The organism is Gordonia otitidis (assembly GCF_020735545.1).
GTDB classification, from domain to species: domain Bacteria; phylum Actinomycetota; class Actinomycetes; order Mycobacteriales; family Mycobacteriaceae; genus Gordonia; species Gordonia otitidis.
The window spans coordinates 4,893,840-4,910,846 of record NZ_CP085974.1 but is presented as its reverse complement, the minus strand read 5'-3'; the positions used below and the strand labels follow the sequence as shown (position 1 = coordinate 4,910,846).

16 protein-coding genes are annotated in these 17,007 nt (G+C 67.1%); 15 read left to right on the top strand and 1 reads right to left on the bottom strand.

The window, feature by feature from the left end; genetic code table 11:
- Nucleotides 1-37: 37 nt before the first annotated feature.
- From efp to pyrF, 9 genes are all read left to right on the top strand, one after another.
- Complete coding sequence (efp, locus tag LK459_RS22200; RefSeq protein ID WP_007239392.1) at nt 38-601, top strand: elongation factor P; 564 nt, start codon at nt 38-40, stop codon at nt 599-601.
- A 30-nt stretch (nt 602-631) separates the two neighbouring features.
- Nucleotides 632-1,111 carry a transcription antitermination factor NusB gene (gene nusB / locus LK459_RS22195; protein ID WP_007239393.1) on the top strand — a complete coding sequence of 160 codons (480 nt, stop codon included), beginning with the start codon at nt 632-634 and terminating at the stop codon, nt 1,109-1,111.
- 63 nt (nt 1,112-1,174) lie between these two features.
- On the top strand, nt 1,175-1,777 hold the full coding sequence (gene pyrR, locus LK459_RS22190; RefSeq protein ID WP_227920821.1) for a bifunctional pyr operon transcriptional regulator/uracil phosphoribosyltransferase PyrR: 603 nt from the start codon (nt 1,175-1,177) through the stop codon (nt 1,775-1,777).
- On the top strand, nt 1,777-2,748 hold the full coding sequence (locus LK459_RS22185; protein WP_227920819.1) for an aspartate carbamoyltransferase catalytic subunit: 972 nt from the start codon (nt 1,777-1,779) through the stop codon (nt 2,746-2,748). The genes pyrR and LK459_RS22185 overlap by 1 nt, the downstream gene beginning before the upstream one ends.
- Entirely contained in the window at nt 2,745-4,076 is a 1,332-nt protein-coding gene (locus LK459_RS22180) for a dihydroorotase (RefSeq protein ID WP_227920817.1), read from the top strand. The genes LK459_RS22185 and LK459_RS22180 overlap by 4 nt, the downstream gene beginning before the upstream one ends.
- Entirely contained in the window at nt 4,073-4,594 is a 522-nt protein-coding gene (locus tag LK459_RS22175) for a PH-like domain-containing protein (RefSeq protein ID WP_227920815.1), read from the top strand. Before LK459_RS22180 ends, LK459_RS22175 begins: the two co-directional genes overlap by 4 nt.
- Nucleotides 4,591-5,760, top strand: a complete 1,170-nt coding sequence (gene carA / locus LK459_RS22170) for a glutamine-hydrolyzing carbamoyl-phosphate synthase small subunit (RefSeq protein WP_007239398.1) — start codon at nt 4,591-4,593, stop codon at nt 5,758-5,760. Before LK459_RS22175 ends, carA begins: the two co-directional genes overlap by 4 nt.
- Nucleotides 5,760-9,095: a carbamoyl-phosphate synthase large subunit gene (gene carB / locus LK459_RS22165; protein ID WP_227920813.1), complete on the top strand. Its 3,336-nt coding sequence runs from the start codon at nt 5,760-5,762 to the stop codon at nt 9,093-9,095. Before carA ends, carB begins: the two co-directional genes overlap by 1 nt.
- Before the next feature lie 5 nt (nt 9,096-9,100).
- Nucleotides 9,101-9,937 carry an orotidine-5'-phosphate decarboxylase gene (pyrF, locus tag LK459_RS22160; protein WP_227920811.1) on the top strand — a complete coding sequence of 279 codons (837 nt, stop codon included), beginning with the start codon at nt 9,101-9,103 and terminating at the stop codon, nt 9,935-9,937.
- Between the two features lie 85 nt (nt 9,938-10,022).
- Here pyrF and LK459_RS22155 read toward each other — a convergent pair whose 3' ends face one another.
- Nucleotides 10,023-10,535, bottom strand: coding sequence for a hypothetical protein (locus tag LK459_RS22155; RefSeq protein ID WP_227920809.1), 513 nt, complete (start codon nt 10,533-10,535; stop codon nt 10,023-10,025).
- Between the two features lie 615 nt (nt 10,536-11,150).
- On the opposite strand from LK459_RS22155, the gene mihF reads away from it, so the two are divergent.
- The 6 genes from mihF (at nt 11,151) to LK459_RS22125 (ending at nt 17,007) form a co-directional block, all read left to right on the top strand.
- Nucleotides 11,151-11,465, top strand: coding sequence for an integration host factor, actinobacterial type (gene mihF / locus LK459_RS22150; RefSeq protein ID WP_007239402.1), 315 nt, complete (start codon nt 11,151-11,153; stop codon nt 11,463-11,465).
- A complete protein-coding gene (gene gmk / locus LK459_RS22145) occupies nt 11,462-12,085 on the top strand; it encodes a guanylate kinase (protein WP_039994152.1) in 624 nt (207 codons plus the stop codon). Before mihF ends, gmk begins: the two co-directional genes overlap by 4 nt.
- A 28-nt stretch (nt 12,086-12,113) precedes the next feature.
- Complete coding sequence (gene rpoZ / locus LK459_RS22140) at nt 12,114-12,413, top strand: DNA-directed RNA polymerase subunit omega (RefSeq protein WP_007239404.1); 300 nt, start codon at nt 12,114-12,116, stop codon at nt 12,411-12,413.
- A 13-nt stretch (nt 12,414-12,426) separates the two neighbouring features.
- Nucleotides 12,427-13,671: a bifunctional phosphopantothenoylcysteine decarboxylase/phosphopantothenate--cysteine ligase CoaBC gene (coaBC, locus tag LK459_RS22135; RefSeq protein WP_227920807.1), complete on the top strand. Its 1,245-nt coding sequence runs from the start codon at nt 12,427-12,429 to the stop codon at nt 13,669-13,671.
- Between the two features lie 131 nt (nt 13,672-13,802).
- The gene (metK, locus tag LK459_RS22130; protein WP_227920806.1) at nt 13,803-15,014 is read left to right on the top strand and encodes a methionine adenosyltransferase; all 1,212 of its coding nucleotides are present in this window, start codon (nt 13,803-13,805) and stop codon (nt 15,012-15,014) included.
- Nucleotides 15,015-15,075: 61 nt separating this feature from the next.
- Nucleotides 15,076-17,007: a primosomal protein N' gene (locus LK459_RS22125; RefSeq protein WP_227920805.1), complete on the top strand. Its 1,932-nt coding sequence runs from the start codon at nt 15,076-15,078 to the stop codon at nt 17,005-17,007.

The following is a 17,007-nucleotide window of genomic DNA, read 5'->3' as shown; positions in this document are numbered from 1 at the left end:
AATGCACACACCGACCTGGAAGATTGAGGGACGATTTATGGCGACCACCGCCGATTTCAAGAACGGTCTCGTTCTCCGTATGGACGACCAGCTCTGGCAGATCCTGGAGTTCCAGCACGTCAAGCCCGGCAAGGGGCCGGCATTCGTGCGCACCAAGATCAAGAACGTGCTCAGTGGCAAGACGGTCGACAAGACGTTCAACGCGGGCGTGAAGGTCGAGACCGCGACGGTCGACCGTCGTGACATGCAGTTCCTCTACAACGACGGCACCGACTACGTCTTCATGGACGCGCAGGACTACGAGCAGTACCCGATCGCGCCGGAAACCGTCGGCGACGGGGCGCGCTTCCTGCTCGAGAACATGACCGTGCAGGTTTCGCTGAACGAGGGCCAGCCGTTGTTCGTCGAGCTGCCCGTCACCGTCGAGCTCGAGGTCACCCACACGGACCCGGGTCTGCAGGGTGATCGCTCGACCGGTGGCACCAAGCCGGCGACACTCGAGACCGGCGCGGAGATCGCGGTCCCGCTGTTCATCAACACCGGCGACAAGCTGAAGGTCGATTCGCGCGACGGTAGCTACCTCGGCCGCGTCAACAGCTGATCTGCAGGCACGGTCAGTGAGGTTGAGTCAGTGAAGCAATCCGGAACGCGGCACAAGGCCCGTCGGCGTGCGGTGGATCTGCTGTTCGAAGCGGAGGCCAAGCAGGTCAGTCCCGCGCAGCTCGTTGCCGAACGTCGTCAGTTCGTGCGCGACGACGAGAGCGTGGGCGAGATTCACGAGTACACCGCGACGGTCATCGAAGGCCTTGCCGACGACCAGTCGCAGATCGACGCCGTGGTGTCGTCGCATCTGCGCGGCTGGACACTCGAGCGGCTGCCCGCCGTCGACCGTGCGATCCTGCGTCTGGCGACGTGGGAGCTGTTCAACTCGACCGACGTCGACCCGATAGTCATCGTCGACGAGGCCGTCGAACTCGCGAAGGAACTCTCGACCGACGATTCACCCGCCTTCGTCAACGGCGTGCTGGCGAAGATCGCCGAACTGGCGCCGCAGGTACGGGCTGCGCAGGCCGCAGGCTCCGATTCGGGTGGCAAAGCTACCGACGTGTAAAGTGTCGCGGTGACAGACATCCTTTAACGATCCGTCCCGTGAGGCGGAGAAGGAGGTCCATACATGGGCGAACGTGTACTGCTCGACGCCGCGGATGTGTCCCGCACCATCGCGCGCGTCGCGCACCAGGTCATCGAGAAGACAGCCCTCGACGCACCGGACGCACCCCGCGTTGTGATCATCGGAATACCAACGCGCGGAACAACTCTCGCAGATCGACTGGCAGTCAAGATCAGGGAGTTCTCCGACGTCGACGTTCCTGTCGGCTATCTCGACATCACGCTCTACCGCGACGATCTGCGCGCGAAGCCCCATCGTCCCCTCGAGCGGACGATGGTGCCCGCGGGAGGCGTCGACAACGCGATCGTCGTACTCGTCGACGACGTCCTCTACTCGGGACGCACGGTGCGCGCCGCGCTCGACGCCCTCCGGGATCTCGGTCGTCCGGCTGCGGTGCAACTGGCGGTCCTCGTCGACCGCGGACACCGTGAGCTGCCGCTGCGCGCCGATTACGTCGGCAAGAACATCCCGACCTCACGCGAGGAAACCGTGTCGGTCCACCTGACCGAACACGACGGCGTCGACGAGGTCGTCCTCGGCTCGCCGGAGCCTGCCCACAAGGAGGCCGGCCCGCAGGATTCGGCTGCGAAGCAGGCGGATCAGTGATGCGTCATCTGCTCTCGACCGCCGATCTGTCCCGCGACGACGCCACGGAGATCCTCGACGAGGCCGAGCGTTTCGAGCAGGCGCTCACCGGACGTGAGATCCGTAAGCTGCCGACGCTGCGCGGCCGCACCGTCATGACCGTCTTCTACGAGAACTCGACCCGCACCAGGGTTTCGTTCGAGGTCGCGGGCAAATGGATGAGCGCAGACGTCATCAACGTCAGCGCCTCGAGTTCGTCGGTCAACAAGGGGGAGTCGCTGCGCGACACCGCGAAGACATTGCGTGCTGCGGGTGCCGACGCACTGATCGTGCGCCACCCCGCCTCGGGTGCCGCCCATCAGATCGCGGCATGGACGTCCGGTGGCTACGGCCCGGACGGCCCCGACGCTGCGGGCGTCGGACCGGCGGTGATCAATGCGGGTGACGGCACCCACGAACACCCCACTCAGGCGCTACTCGACGCGCTGACACTGCGCCAGCGCCTCGGCGACATCGAGGGCCGTCGCATCGCCATCGTGGGCGACGTCCTGCACTCGCGGGTGGCCAGATCCAACGCACATCTGCTCTCGACACTCGGCGCGGACGTCGTGCTGGTGGCTCCGCCGACGTTGCTGCCGGTGGGCGTCGAGCAGTGGCCGGTGCAGACATCCGGCGACCTCGACGCAGAACTCCCCGCGGCCGACGCCGTGATGATGCTGCGGGTGCAGGCCGAGCGCATGAACGGCGGCTTCTTCCCCTCCGCTCGGGAGTACTCGGTGCGGTACGGCCTCAACGAGCGGCGGATGGGCTTGCTCTCCGACGACGCCGTCGTCCTGCATCCGGGTCCCATGCTGCGCGGTATGGAGATCGGCTACTCGGTGGCCGACTCTCCGCGCGCGACCATTCTCGAGCAAGTCCGCAACGGTGTGCACGTCCGCATGGCGGTGCTGTTCCGCCTCCTCGCGGGCACGGAATCAGGAGGTGCGCTGTGACCGGCGCCAGCCAATCAGTCGGATCGGTGGCGCACGGGTCCGTGCTGATTCGTTCGGTCCGGCCGTACGGTGAGGGCGATCCGGTCGACGTCCTCGTCACCGATGGTGAGATCGCCGCACTCGGTGCCGACGTCGATGCTCCCGACGGGATCGATGTGATCGACGGCGAGGGTGCGGTGTTGTTGCCCGGCCTCGTCGACCTCCACACCCACCTGCGCGAGCCGGGTCGCGAAGACACCGAGACGATCCGAAGTGGTTCTGCGGCAGCGGCTCTCGGGGGCTACACGGCAGTGTTCGCGATGGCCAACACCGCGCCCGTCGCCGACAACTCGACCGTCACCGACAACGTGTGGCGCACGGGCAGGGAAGTCGGGCTCGTCGACGTCTATCCGGTCGGTGCCGTCACGGTCGGGCTCGAGGGCAAACAACTCGCCGAGATGGGCATGATGGCGGCGGGCGCCGCCGGTGTCCGCATGTTCAGCGACGACGGCAAATGCGTCTCCGACCCGCTACTCATGCGTCGCGCGCTCGAATACGCGAAGGGCCTCGGTGTACTCATCGCGCAGCACGCGGAGGAACCTCGCCTGACCGTCGGTGCCGTCGCGCACGAGGGGCCGACGGCTGCGCGACTCGGACTCGCCGGCTGGCCGCGCGCGGCCGAGGAGTCGATCGTGGTGCGTGACGCCCTGCTGGCGCGGGACGCCGGGGCACGCGTCCACATCTGCCACGCCTCCACCGAGGGCACCGTGTCACTGCTGCGGTGGGCCAAGGAGCAGGGAATCAACGTGACCGCGGAGGTCACCCCGCACCACCTGCTACTCGACGATTCTCGGCTACAGACCTACGACGCGATCAACAAGGTCAATCCGCCGTTGCGCGAGGAGCGCGACAAGATCGCGCTGCGCCAGGCGTTGGCCGACGGAATCGTCGACTGCGTGGCGACCGACCATGCGCCGCACGCGGCGCAGGAGAAGTGCTGTGAGTTCTCGCAGGCCAAACCGGGGATGCTCGGACTGCAGACCGCGCTGCCCATCGTCGCCGACACGATGGTCGCCTCCGGCCTGCTCGACTGGCGCGGCGTGGCCCGTGTGATGAGTGAACGCCCGGCGGAGATCGTCGGGCTCACCGATCAGGGGCGTCCGATCGCCGTCGGCGAGCCGGCGAACCTGACGCTGATTGACCCCGAGACGTCGTGGGTGGTCCGGGGCCGCGACCTGGCGAGCCTGTCCGCCAACACCCCGTACGAGGCGATGTCGATGCCGGCGACCGTGGTCGCGACCGTGCTGCGTGGCGTCGTCACAGCACGCGACGGCCAGGTGACCCGATGAGCGTCACGGAGATCATCACCGTGGTCGTCGTCGTGTTGGTATGGCTCGGCCTGGTGTCCCTCGTCCTGCGCGGATGGCGCAATCGTGGGCGTCGGCAGGCCGACATGATCGGTGAGATGCCCGTCGCGCCAGACGATCTCGGCGACGCGATACTCGGTCCCGACAGCGGGCTCTACGTCGGTTCGACGATCGCACCCAGCTGGCAGGACCGCGTGGCCGTCGGCGACGTGGGCGACCGCGCGTCCGCGACGATGACGGCGTATCCCGACGGCGTCCTGCTCGAGCGGCGGGGAGCCAGTGAGATCTGGATTCCGGGTTCGTCGATCACCGCGGTCCGTACCGAACGTGGCCTGGCGGGCAAGGTGATGACAGCCGACGGCCTGCTGGTGATCCGCTGGATACTGCCGAGCGGCACGGAGATCGATTCCGGAGTGCGCGCCGACGACAAGTCCGTGTACCCACGGTGGGTTGCCGCATTCGACACACAGACCGATACAGAACAGAGGAATGATCAATGACCGCAGCGGTTCTGGTGCTCGAGAACGGCCAGGTGTTCCGCGGCCGTGAATACGGCGCCGTCGGGGAGACGCTCGGCGAAGCGGTGTTCTGCACTGCGATGACCGGTTACCAGGAAACCCTGACCGACCCCAGTTACCACCGACAGATCGTCGTCGCCACGGCCCCGCAGATCGGCAACACCGGGTGGAACCCCGAGGACGGCGAATCAACGGGCAGTGCAGGCAGCGAGGGCGAGGTCGGAGACTCGGGCAAGATCTGGGTCGCCGGTTACGCGGTGCGCAATCCCACTCGCCGGGTGTCCAATTGGCGGGCGACCACGTCGCTGGAGGACGAGCTCGAACGCCAGGGCATCGTCGGCATCGCGGGAATCGACACGAGGACCGTCGTGCGTGTCCTCCGTGACCACGGGTCGATGCGGGCGGGTGTCTTCTCCGGCACCGCACTCGCGAGCGACGACGAACTGCTCGCCCGGGTGCGCAGCCAACCATCGATGAAGGGTGCGAACCTCGCGGGGGAGGTGAGCACCGACCGCGGCTACCTCGTCGAACCGAGCGGTGATCCGCGCTTCACCGTGGTCGCGATCGATCTCGGCATCAAGACCAACACCCCACGCATGTTCGCCGAGCGCGGCGTGGCCGTGCACGTGCTGCCCGCCGACGCCGGTTTCGACGCCATCGCCGAACTGAAACCCGACGGCGTGTTCTTGTCGAACGGTCCGGGCGACCCGGCGACCGCCGACGACGCCGTAGCGCTGACCCGCGAGGTGCTCGCCGCCGACATACCGCTGTTCGGCATCTGCTTCGGCAATCAGATCCTTGGCCGCGCGTTCGGGCGCGGAACCTACAAGATGAAGTTCGGCCACCGGGGGATCAACATCCCGGTGATCGACGTCGCCACAGGCAAGGTGTCGATCACGGCGCAAAATCACGGATTCGCGCTCGAGGGCGAAGCGGGCGAGGAGTTCGACACCGACTTCGGGCGCGCCCGGGTGAGTCACGTCTGTGCCAACGACGGCACCGTCGAAGGCGTCGAATTGCTTTCCGGCCGAGCGTTTTCGGTCCAGTACCACCCAGAAGCCGCGGCCGGTCCGCACGACGCGGCGTATCTCTTCGACAGGTTCGTCTCCGTGCTGGAGGCAGATCGCGCACACGGAACGAGGTCCTAATGCCGCGCCGCGACGACATCAATCACGTCCTGGTGATCGGCTCCGGCCCGATCGTCATCGGACAGGCCTGCGAGTTCGACTACTCGGGTACCCAGGCATGCCGGGTACTCAAGGCCGAAGGCCTGCGGGTGAGCCTGGTCAACTCCAACCCGGCGACCATCATGACCGACCCGGAGTTCGCCGACGCCACGTACATCGAGCCGATCACCGCCGAGTATGTCGAGAAGGTGATCGAGGCCGAGCGTGACGCCGGGCACCCGATCGACGCCGTGCTGGCCACCCTCGGAGGTCAGACCGCACTGAACACCGCTGTGGCACTGCATGATCGGGGATCGCTCGAGAAGTACGACATCGAGCTCATCGGCGCCGACTTCGACGCCATCCAGCGCGGTGAGGACCGCCAGATGTTCAAGGACATCGTTGCCAAGGTCGGTGGCGAGAGCGCGCGTTCGCGCGTGTGTCACACGATGGAGGAGGTGCGCGAGACCGTCGCCGAACTCGGTTATCCGGTCGTCGTTCGACCGTCCTTCACCATGGGTGGCCTCGGCTCGGGTATGGCCTACGACTCCGACGATCTCGACCGCATCGCCGGTGGGGGACTCGCGGCGTCACCGACGGCCAACGTGCTCATCGAGGAGTCGATCCTCGGGTGGAAGGAGTACGAGCTCGAGCTCATGCGCGACAACCGCGACAACGTGGTCGTCGTGTGTTCGATCGAGAACCTCGACCCGGTGGGTGTGCACACCGGTGACTCCATCACCGTCGCGCCGGCCATGACACTGACCGACCGCGAGTACCAGAGGATGCGCGACCTCTCTATCGCGATCCTGCGGGAGGTCGGCGTCGACACGGGTGGCTGCAACATCCAGTTCGCCCAGGACCCGCGCGATGGCCGTCTGATCGTGATCGAGATGAACCCGCGTGTCTCCCGTTCGTCGGCGTTGGCATCGAAGGCGACAGGTTTCCCGATCGCCAAGATGGCAGCCAAGTTGGCCATCGGCTACAGCCTCGACGAGATCACCAACGACATCACCAAGGAGACCCCAGCCTGTTTCGAGCCGACGCTCGACTACGTGGTGGTGAAGGCTCCGCGCTTCGCGTTCGAGAAGTTCCCCGGCGCCGATGACACGTTGACCACGACGATGAAGTCGGTGGGCGAGGCGATGAGCCTCGGCAGGAGTTTTGCCGAGGCGCTCGGCAAGGTGATGCGGTCGCTGGAGACCAAGGCGGCGGGGTTCTGGACCGAACCGAACCGTCCCGACCCCGCGACCGTGGATCTCGACGCGTTGCTCCACGAGATCGCAACGCCGAAGGACGGCCGCATCTACAAGGTGATGCTGGCCTTCGACGCGGGCGCCACCATCGAGCAGGTCTACGAGGCCACTGCGATCGACCCGTGGTTCCTCGCGGAGATCGCGGCGATCGGTGCGCTCGGCGCCGAGATCCGCGACGCGGACGCGCTCGACGAGGATCTGTTGCGCGAGGCGAAGTCGTCCGGCTTCTCCGACCGCCAGATCGCCGCACTCCGCGACGATTTCGCCGACCAGGATGCCGTACGCGCGTATCGTCACGGGCTCGGCGTGCGACCTGTCTTCAAGACCGTCGACACCTGTGCCGCCGAGTTCGAGGCGAAGACGCCGTACCACTACTCGTCCTACGAACTCGATCCGGCAGCGACCAGTGAGATCGCGCCGCAGACCGAACGGCCTAAGGTGCTCATCCTCGGTTCCGGGCCCAACCGCATCGGGCAGGGCATCGAGTTCGATTACTCGTGCGTGCATGCGGCACTGACCCTGTCCGAAGCCGGGTACGAGACCGTGATGGTCAACTGCAACCCGGAGACGGTGTCGACCGACTATGACACCGCAGATCGCCTGTACTTCGAGCCGCTCACCTTCGAGGACGTGCTCGAGGTCTACCACGCCGAATCGCAGTCGGGGACCGTGGCGGGCGTGATCGTGCAACTCGGTGGACAGACTCCGCTCGGCCTTGCTCACAAGCTGGAATCGGCCGGTGTGCCGATCGTCGGAACGTCACCGGCCGCGATCGACCTCGCCGAGGACCGCGGTGAGTTCGGCAAGGTGCTCACCGCTGCCGGGTTGCCCGCGCCGGCGTTCGGTACCGCGACGTCGTTCGACGAAGCGCGCGACACGGCTGCGCGCATCGGCTATCCGGTGCTCGTGCGCCCGTCGTACGTGCTCGGTGGGCGCGGCATGGAGATCGTCTACGACGAAGCGTCGCTGGCCGACTACATCTCGCGCGCGACCGAACTGACCCCTGATCACCCGGTCCTCGTCGACCGCTTTCTCGAGGACGCTGTCGAGATCGACGTGGACGCGCTCTGCGACGGCACCGAGGTCTACATCGGTGGGGTCATGGAACACATCGAGGAGGCCGGAATCCACTCCGGCGATTCCGCCTGCGCGCTCCCTCCCGTGACGCTCGGCCGGTCGGACCTCGAGATGGTGCGGCGCTCGACCGAGGCCCTGGCGAAGGGCATCGGGGTACGTGGACTGATGAACGTCCAGTACGCACTCAAGGACGACATCCTCTACGTGCTGGAGGCCAACCCGCGCGCGAGCCGGACCGTGCCGTTCGTGTCGAAGGCGACGTCGGTGCCGCTCGCCAAGGCCTGCGCCCGCGTGATGATGGGGGAGACGATCGCCGAACTGCGGGAGCAGGAACTGCTGCCCGCAACCGGCGACGGCGGGATCGCGCCGATCGACGCCCCGATCGCCGTGAAGGAAGCGGTGTTGCCGTTCAACCGGTTCCGCCGCTTCGACGGCACCGGCGTCGACGCGCTGTTGAGCCCGGAGATGAAGTCGACCGGTGAGGTCATGGGGATCGACGCCGACTTCGGTCGCGCCTTCGCGAAGTCGCAGACCGCGGCCTACGGGTCACTTCCGACCTCGGGTGCGGTCTTCGTGTCGGTGGCCAACAAGGACAAGCGCGCTCTGCTGTTCCCGGTGAAACACCTCGCCGACCTGGGGTTCACGATCCTCGCCACCGAGGGCACGGCAGAGGTGCTGCGGCGCAACGGGATCGTGGCGACCACGGTGCCCAAGCACTTCGAGGCGCAGCCCGGCGAACGCACGATCGTCGACGCGATCGTCGCGGGCGAGGTGGCGATGGTCATCAACACGCCCTACGGACAGTCGGGCCCGCGCGTCGACGGCTACGAGATCCGCAGTGCCGCCGTCACCGCTGGTATTCCGTGCATCACGACGGTCCAGGGCGCGAGCGCGGCAGTGCAGGGTATCGAGGCCGCATTGCACGAGCAGATGGACGTCGAGTCTCTGCAGCGTCGACACGCGACGTTGGTCAACGAAGGGTGAGAAGCGTGACGCGTTCGGAGACAGCAGGTTTCGCGAGTCGGTATCGATCTGCTGTTGCCGATCGCGGACGGCTGTGTGCCGGAATCGACCCACACGTGGGGTTGCTCGAACAGTGGGGGCTTCCCGTCGACGCCGGCGGACTGCGGCAATTCGCCGACATCTGCGTCGAGGCGCTCGGTCCGGTGGCAGCCGTGATCAAACCGCAGGTCGCCTTCTTCGAGGCCTTCGGAGCGGCGGGTTTCGCTGTCCTCGAGGACGTGATCTCGGGCTGTCGTGCCGCGGGTGCGGTGGTGCTCGCCGATGCCAAGCGCGGCGACATCGGCTCGACGATGGAGGCCTACGCACACGCCTGGCTCGACGAGCGATCACCGCTGTGCTCCGATGCGGTCACGGTGTCGCCTTACCTCGGGTTCGTGTCGTTGTCGCCCGCGATCACGTCGGCACGCGCCGGGGGACGAGGTGTCTTCGTGCTGGCGCGGACGTCGAACCCGGAAGGCGCTGGCGTCCAGCTGGCCTCGACGGCCGACCGGACTGTCGGACAGTCGATCGTCGACGCTGCCGCGGAACAGAATGCAGACGGGGCGGCGACGGTCGGGCTGGTCGTCGGGGCGACCCGCGCTCACGGGCTCGATCTGAGCGGTCTGAACGGCCCGATCCTGGCTCCAGGGCTCGGAGCGCAGGGGGCCACGGCCGCGGATCTGCCGGAGGTCTTCGACGGTGCCGACCCCGCCTGGGTGCTCCCGGCGAGTTCCCGCGGGGTGTTGCGCGCGGGTCCCGACGTTGCGGCGCTGCAGGCGGCGTTCACAGTTGCTCGGGACGAGGTAGAGGCCGCCCTGTCCTGATCGTCGGGTTCTCGACGATCAGGACGCCCGCCCGACACATTCGTCCCGGACGGGCCTCCTGCTGGTTCGTGTCACCGCTGAGGTCTCACCACAGGTCATACACGGCGTTCGCGTTGGGGAATCCACTCGCAACCGAGGCATTGACGAAGTAGTGGCCACCGGTGGTGCCGGTCATGTTGGTGTTCACGTCGCCGCGGACGTTCTCCAGTTCGTAGATCGCACGCGGACCGAAAGCGCCGACCTGGTAGTTGACGAGCACCGTCTCCGACGCCGAGTACGGCGCGCTTGCGGTGACGACCTCACTGGCCCCGGGTGCCAGAGCGAACTGGGGTGCATTGATCCACCGACCGGAGCCCGGTGTGCCGCCCGCGTAGAACTCGGTGTGATCGGTGTGGTTGGTGATGGTCATGGCGACGGTCGGCTCTCCCGGGTGGGTTACGGGCAGGGTGCCCGCGTGTGCCGCGCCGACTCCGACGGCGGCCAGTGTGCTTGCGATGCCAAGTCCTGCGACGACGGCCGCGGTGCGGATCGCGAAGGTCTTGCGAGTTGAGGCGTTCGTCTCAGGGGCGGTGTTGCCGGTGTTGTCGTTGGCGTTCATGGTGCTTCTCCTTGCGACTGGGGCCGCGTCCTGTGGGGGCGTGGTCGCTGTTCTGACACCAATGACCTTGCCGTTCAGGAGCCTTGCGCAACCTCCGCCGACGGACTGATCAGCAGGATGATCAGCGCATCCCCCGATCGGTGGATGTGGGCGTCAGCGCAGGGGAACGTCGAGCTCGCGGGCGCGCGACACGCTCAAGGCGCGCACCAATTCGTCGAGTTTGTCGGTCGCAACTGCTGTCACAGCAGTATCAGGCGTGGTTCGAGGTGTATCGACGACTCCATGGCATCGGAAACTCACGTGCCGCAGAGCCGGGTCTGTGACCTGCGGTTTCGCTCGGATTCGTGGTCTGTCACAGCAACCGCGTAGGCTCTGCCGGGTCATCGGTGAGCAGGGAGTTTGGAACCTCCCTACATCACCGAGGCCGACCGAGATCGCGGGGGTGCCTCTCGCAAATGCCTGTTCAGATGGGTACGGTCGCTTTCGCCGCCGTCATTCGACGTGGTGGCGCCCGACACCGGGCGACGCGCACGCCGAGACACGCGGCCACACGCCACCGGACGCCTGCCCCGGGCGCTGGTGTAGTCAGTTCGAGAACGAAAGACGGAGGAACCCGTGGCGCTTCCCCAGTTGACAGACGAGCAGCGCGCCGCTGCGTTGGAGAAGGCTGCTGCCGCTCGCCGAGCACGCGCCGAGCTCAAGGAGCGTCTCAAGCGCGGTGGCACCGACCTCTCCCAGGTGCTCAAGGATGCCGAGACCGATGAGATTCTCGGCAAGATGAAGGTCTCCGCTCTGCTCGAGGCCCTGCCCAAGGTCGGCAAGGTCAAGGCACAGGAGATCATGACCGAACTCGAGATCGCCCCGACCCGCCGCCTGCGCGGACTCGGCGATCGTCAGCGCAAGGCGCTGCTCGAGAAGTTCCCGTCCTGAGCGGGCAGAACACACATACGAGGGGCCGACTGGTTATTCTGGTCGGCCCCTCGGCCGTGGGTAAGTCGACCGTCGTGCGGCGAGTCCGCGAGCTCGTGCCCAACCTCTTCTTCAGCGTCTCCGCCACCACCCGGGCACCGCGGCCGGGGGAGGTCGACGGCCGCGACTACTTCTTCGTCTCCGATACCGAGTTCGATCGGATGATCGCCGACGACGAGTTCCTCGAATGGGCCGAGATCCACGGTGGACTGCAACGCTCCGGCACGCCGGCGAAGCCCGTCGAAGACGCGCTGGCGCGCAACGAGCCGGTACTGTTGGAAGTGGACTTGGCCGGTGCGCGTAACGCTGTCCGTCGACTTCCCGAAGCCATCACGGTGTTCTTGGCCCCGCCCAGTTGGGATTCTCTCGTCGAGAGGCTCGAGGGGCGAGGCACCGAGACCCCGGAGGCAGCGCAACGCCGACTTGCCACCGCCAAGTCCGAAATGGACGCACAAGGCGAGTTCGACCATGTGGTGGTCAACACCGAAGTCGACTCGGCGGCCCGCCAATTGGTATCCTTGCTGGTTGGACCCGACACCGTGGCCGGAGCCGCTCAGGCCCCACCCGTTTCGCCCCACTAGCCTCGCCCAGATCAACGCAGGAGTTCGCGTGAGCACGCAAGCCAATTTCGACACCACCGAGATCGTCGACGCCCCGTCGTACGACACGCCGCTCGGCATCACCAACCCTCCGATCGACGATCTGCTCGAGCGGGCGTCATCGAAGTACGCCTTGGTCATCTACGCGGCCAAGCGCGCTCGGCAGATCAACGACTACTACAACCAGCTCGGCGACGGCATCCTCGAATACGTCGGCCCACTGGTCGAGCCGGGCATGCAGGAGAAGCCGCTGTCGATCGCGATGCGCGAGATCCACTCGGATCTGCTGCAGCACACCGAGGGCGAGTAACCACCACCGCGAGATGACCACTCCGGGCGTCAAGCGGCGCATTCTGGTCGGTGTCGGTGGCGGCATCGCCGCCTACAAGGTCTGTTCGGTCATCCGGCACTTCACCGAGACCGGTCACGAGGTGCGTGTCATCCCGACCCGCGCCGCGCTCGAATTCGTGGGCGCGGCGACGTTCGAGGCGCTGTCGGGGCATCCGGTGTCTGCTGAGGTCTTCGAGCACGTCGATCAGGTTCCGCACGTCCGGCTCGGCCAGAATGCCGACCTGGTGATCGTTGCACCCGCCACGGCCGACCTGATGGCCCGCGCCGCGATCGGTCGAGCCGACGATCTCCTCACCGCGTCGTTGCTGACGGCGACGTGCCCGGTGATGTTCGTGCCCGCCATGCACACGGAGATGTGGGAGCACCCGGCGACCCAGGCGAACGTCGCCACGCTGCGTGAGCGCGGCGCCACCGTCGTCACACCGGCCTCCGGCCGTCTCACCGGTCGCGACACCGGCGCAGGGCGCCTGCCCGAGCCGCAGGAGATCGCGCTGCTCGGTGAACTGTTGCTCGACCGGTCAGACGCACTGCCGTACGACCTGGCGGGCGTGCGCATCGTCATCAGCGCGGGCGGCACCCGTGAACCGCTCGATCCCGTCCGCTTCCTGGGTAATCGCAGTTCTGGCAAGCAGGGTTTCGCACTCGCCCGGGCCGCAGCGCAGCGCGGTGCCCACGTGACGGTCGTCGCGGGATCGACCAACGAGGCGGGCGAGCCCGCAGGCGTGGAGGTCGTGCACATCGAGGATGCACGCGAGCTCGCCGACGAGATGACCAAGCGCGCCGCAGATGCCGACGCCGTGATCATGGCGGCCGCTGTGGCCGATTTCCGGCCGGTCAGCGTGAACGACACCAAGATCAAGAAGAACGACGACGGGCCCGCGCCCATCGAGCTGACGACCAATCCGGACATCCTCCGGGGGTTGGTCGAGTCCCGCGAGTCCGGGACGATCCCGTCTGAGGTCGTGATCGTCGGCTTCGCCGCCGAGACCGGCGACGAGCACGGCGGTGTCCTCGACCACGGTCGTGCGAAGCTCCGTCGAAAAGGCTGTGACCTGCTCGTGGTGAACGCGGTCGGCGACGGCAAGGCGTTCGGCACCGAGGACAACACGGGGTGGCTGCTGTCCTCGAACGGCAACGAGACGTCACTTCCGTTCGGCTCGAAAACCCTCATGGCGAGCCGAATACTTGACGAAGTCCACGCTTTGCTGCCTGATTAGGTGCGCGCTTGCCCTCGTCGGTCGATTGTCGGGACGAGTGTGTAGGTTTAGAGGCCACGAGACCACCAACGGCGACCCGTCAGGCGTCGTCGTGTGCTCCCTGTGGGGGGACACGAGTTTGAGAGGATCACATGACCAGCTCTGCGTCACGTCTGTTCACCAGTGAGTCGGTCACGGAGGGACATCCGGACAAGATCTGCGACGCCATCAGCGATTCGGTGCTAGACGCGATCCTCGCCGACGATCCCAAGGCCCGGGTGGCCGTGGAGACCCTCGTCACCACCGGACAGGTCCACGTCGCGGGAGAGGTCACGACGACCGCATACGTCGACATCCCGGGCATCGTGCGCAGCAAGATCCTCGAGATCGGATACGACTCGTCCACCAAGGGCTTCGACGGCGCGTCGTGCGGTGTCAACGTGGCGATCGGCGCACAGTCACCCGACATCGCCGGTGGTGTGTTCAACTCACATGAGAGCCGCAGCGGCATCTCCGAAGACGAGATCGACGCGCAGGGCGCGGGCGACCAGGGCCTGATGTTCGGTTACGCCACCAACGAGACGCCTGAGCTGATGCCGGTACCGATCGCGCTGGCGCATCGCCTGTCCCGTCGGCTGACCGAGGTCCGTAAGAACGGAACGCTGCCGTACCTGCGTCCCGACGGCAAGACACAGGTCACCATCGAATACGACGGCGACACACCTGTCCGCCTCGACACGGTCGTCGTCTCGACGCAGCATGCGGCCGACATCGACCTCGAGCGGATGCTCACGCCCGACATCAAGTCGCAGGTGGTCGATCGCGTCCTCGCCGAACTGGACCTCCCCGGCCTGACGACCGACGGGTACCGACTCCTCGTCAACCCCACCGGCAAGTTCGTTCTCGGCGGACCCATGGGCGACGCAGGCCTGACCGGTCGCAAGATCATCGTCGACACCTACGGCGGCATGGCCCGCCACGGTGGCGGCGCGTTCTCCGGCAAGGATCCGTCGAAGGTCGACCGCAGCGCCGCATATGCGATGCGATGGGTTGCCAAGAACGCCGTCGCCGCGGGTCTGGCAAGCCGCATCGAGGTTCAGGTCGCCTACGCCATCGGCAAGGCCGCGCCCGTCGGTCTGTTCGTGGAGACCTTCGGCACGGAGAAGACCGATCCCGAGGTGATCCGCAAGGCCATCGCCGAGACCTTCGACCTGCGTCCGCTCGCCATCATCCGCGACCTCGATCTGCTCCGCCCCATCTACGGTCCGACGGCGGCCTACGGTCACTTCGGCCGTACCGACCTGGATCTGCCCTGGGAGAACACCGACCGGGCCGAGAAGCTGCGCGCAGCAGCGGGTCTCTAGACACAGCCGCAGTTCCCTGACGGAACGTGCCGCGTCGAAGCCGGTCGCGAAGGTCCTGCCCATGCTCGGGTTGGCCCACCTCGACCGGCCTTTCGACTATCTGATCAGCGCCGAGCAGGACGGTGATGCCGTGCCCGGCGTCCGGGTACGCGTGCGTTTCGCCGGACGACTCGTCGACGGTTTCCTGCTCGATCGGGTCGCCGAGTCCGATCACCCGGGCAAGCTGGGCTGGCTCGAACGGGTCGTCTCGCCCGAGGCGGTGCTGTCGCCGGAGATGATGCAGGTGTGCCGGGCGGTGGCGCAGCGGTATGCGGGCACCATGTCGGACGTCGTCCGACTGGCGGTGCCGCCCCGACACGCCCGGACGGAGAAGGAAGAATCCGCGGCGCCGACCTCGGAGATCGTCGAGCCTGATCGCGGTGGCTGGCGGGCCTATGTCACCGCCGACTCCTTCCTGGATTCGCTGGCCGAGGGCGCTCCGCGCGCTCTGTGGCAGGCCACGCCGGGGGAGGATTGGCCGACGCGTCTCGCCGAGCTCGCGGCGCACGTGGCCGCAGCGGGCCGGGGTGTCGTCATCGTCGTACCGGATCAGCGCGATCTCGACAGGCTGTCGGCTGCATGCGAACCCCTGCTCGGCGATCGGTGCGTCACCCTGGCCGCTGGTCTAGGGCCGACCGCACGATATCGACGCTGGCTCGCCGTACGTCGTGGGGCGGCCGACGTCGTGCTGGGTACCCGTAGCGCGGTTTTCGCGCCGGTCCACGATCTCGGGTTGATCGTCATCTGGGATGACGGCGACGACAGTCTGGACGAGCCGCGCGCCCCGTATCCGCATCCGCGGGAGGTGGCGGTCCTGCGTTCGCATATCGAGCGGGGCGGTCTGGTGATCGGCGGGTTCGCACGAACTGCAGAAGCGCAAGTGCTGGTCGAGTCCGGATGGGCGCACGACCTCGTCGCCGAGCGTGCGCTCATCCGTGAGCGCAGCCCGAAGGTCGACGCGATCAGCGACGAGGATGCTCGCGTGGCGCGTGATCCGCTGGCGCGCAGTGCCCGTATCCCCGCCGTGGCATTCGACGTCGCCCGCAAGGCCGTCGCCGCCGATACCCCGGTGCTGTTCAGTGTGCCGAGGCGCGGGTACATCCCCTCACTCGCGTGCGCACGGTGTCGCACGCATGTGAGGTGCCGGGCGTGCCACGGGCCGATGCAGATGAGTGCCGATCAGAAGCTCACCTGCCGGTGGTGCGGGCGTGTCGAACTCAGCTTCCGTTGCGTCGAATGCGGCGGCACCAATGTCCGCGCGCTGACGACGGGGGCGCGGCGCACGGCAGAAGAACTCGGGCGCGCGTTCGCGGGTGTTCCGGTGCTCACCAGCGGTGGGAGCTCGATCGTCGACCACATCGACGACGGCGCGCGCGTCGTGGTGTCGACCCCCGGCGCCGAACCGGTCGCCGAACGCGGCTACGGGGCAGCCGTGGTTCTCGACACATGGGCTCAGCTCGATCGCTTCGATCTGCGGGTCGACGAGAATGCAGTACGACGCTGGATGTCGGTCGGTGCGCTCATCCGTCCGCGTGGCGACGGCGGTGCGATGGTGATCGTTGCCGATGCCGCGTTGACACCGGTGCAGGCCGTCATCCGCTGGGATCCGGTGGGATTTGCGGCGCACGAACTGGCCAACCGGGTCGAGCTCGGCTTCCCGCCCGCGGTCACGATGGCCTCGATCGACGGTGACACGGCATCGGTCAACGCCTTCACCGACCTGATCGAGTTGCCCGAGGGCGCCGACGTCCTGGGGCCGGTTCCGTTACCCGCGGGCGTGCGTCCGCCCGCCGGGGTTCCCGAGGGCGCCGAGCTCGAACGCCTCCTCGTACGCACCGACCGACGACATGGACGGCAGCTGACCGCAGCGCTGACCGAGGCCCAGGTCCGTCGCAACACCCATCACGAGACCGGAGCGGTCCGCGTTCAGGTCGACCCACCTACCATCGGATGA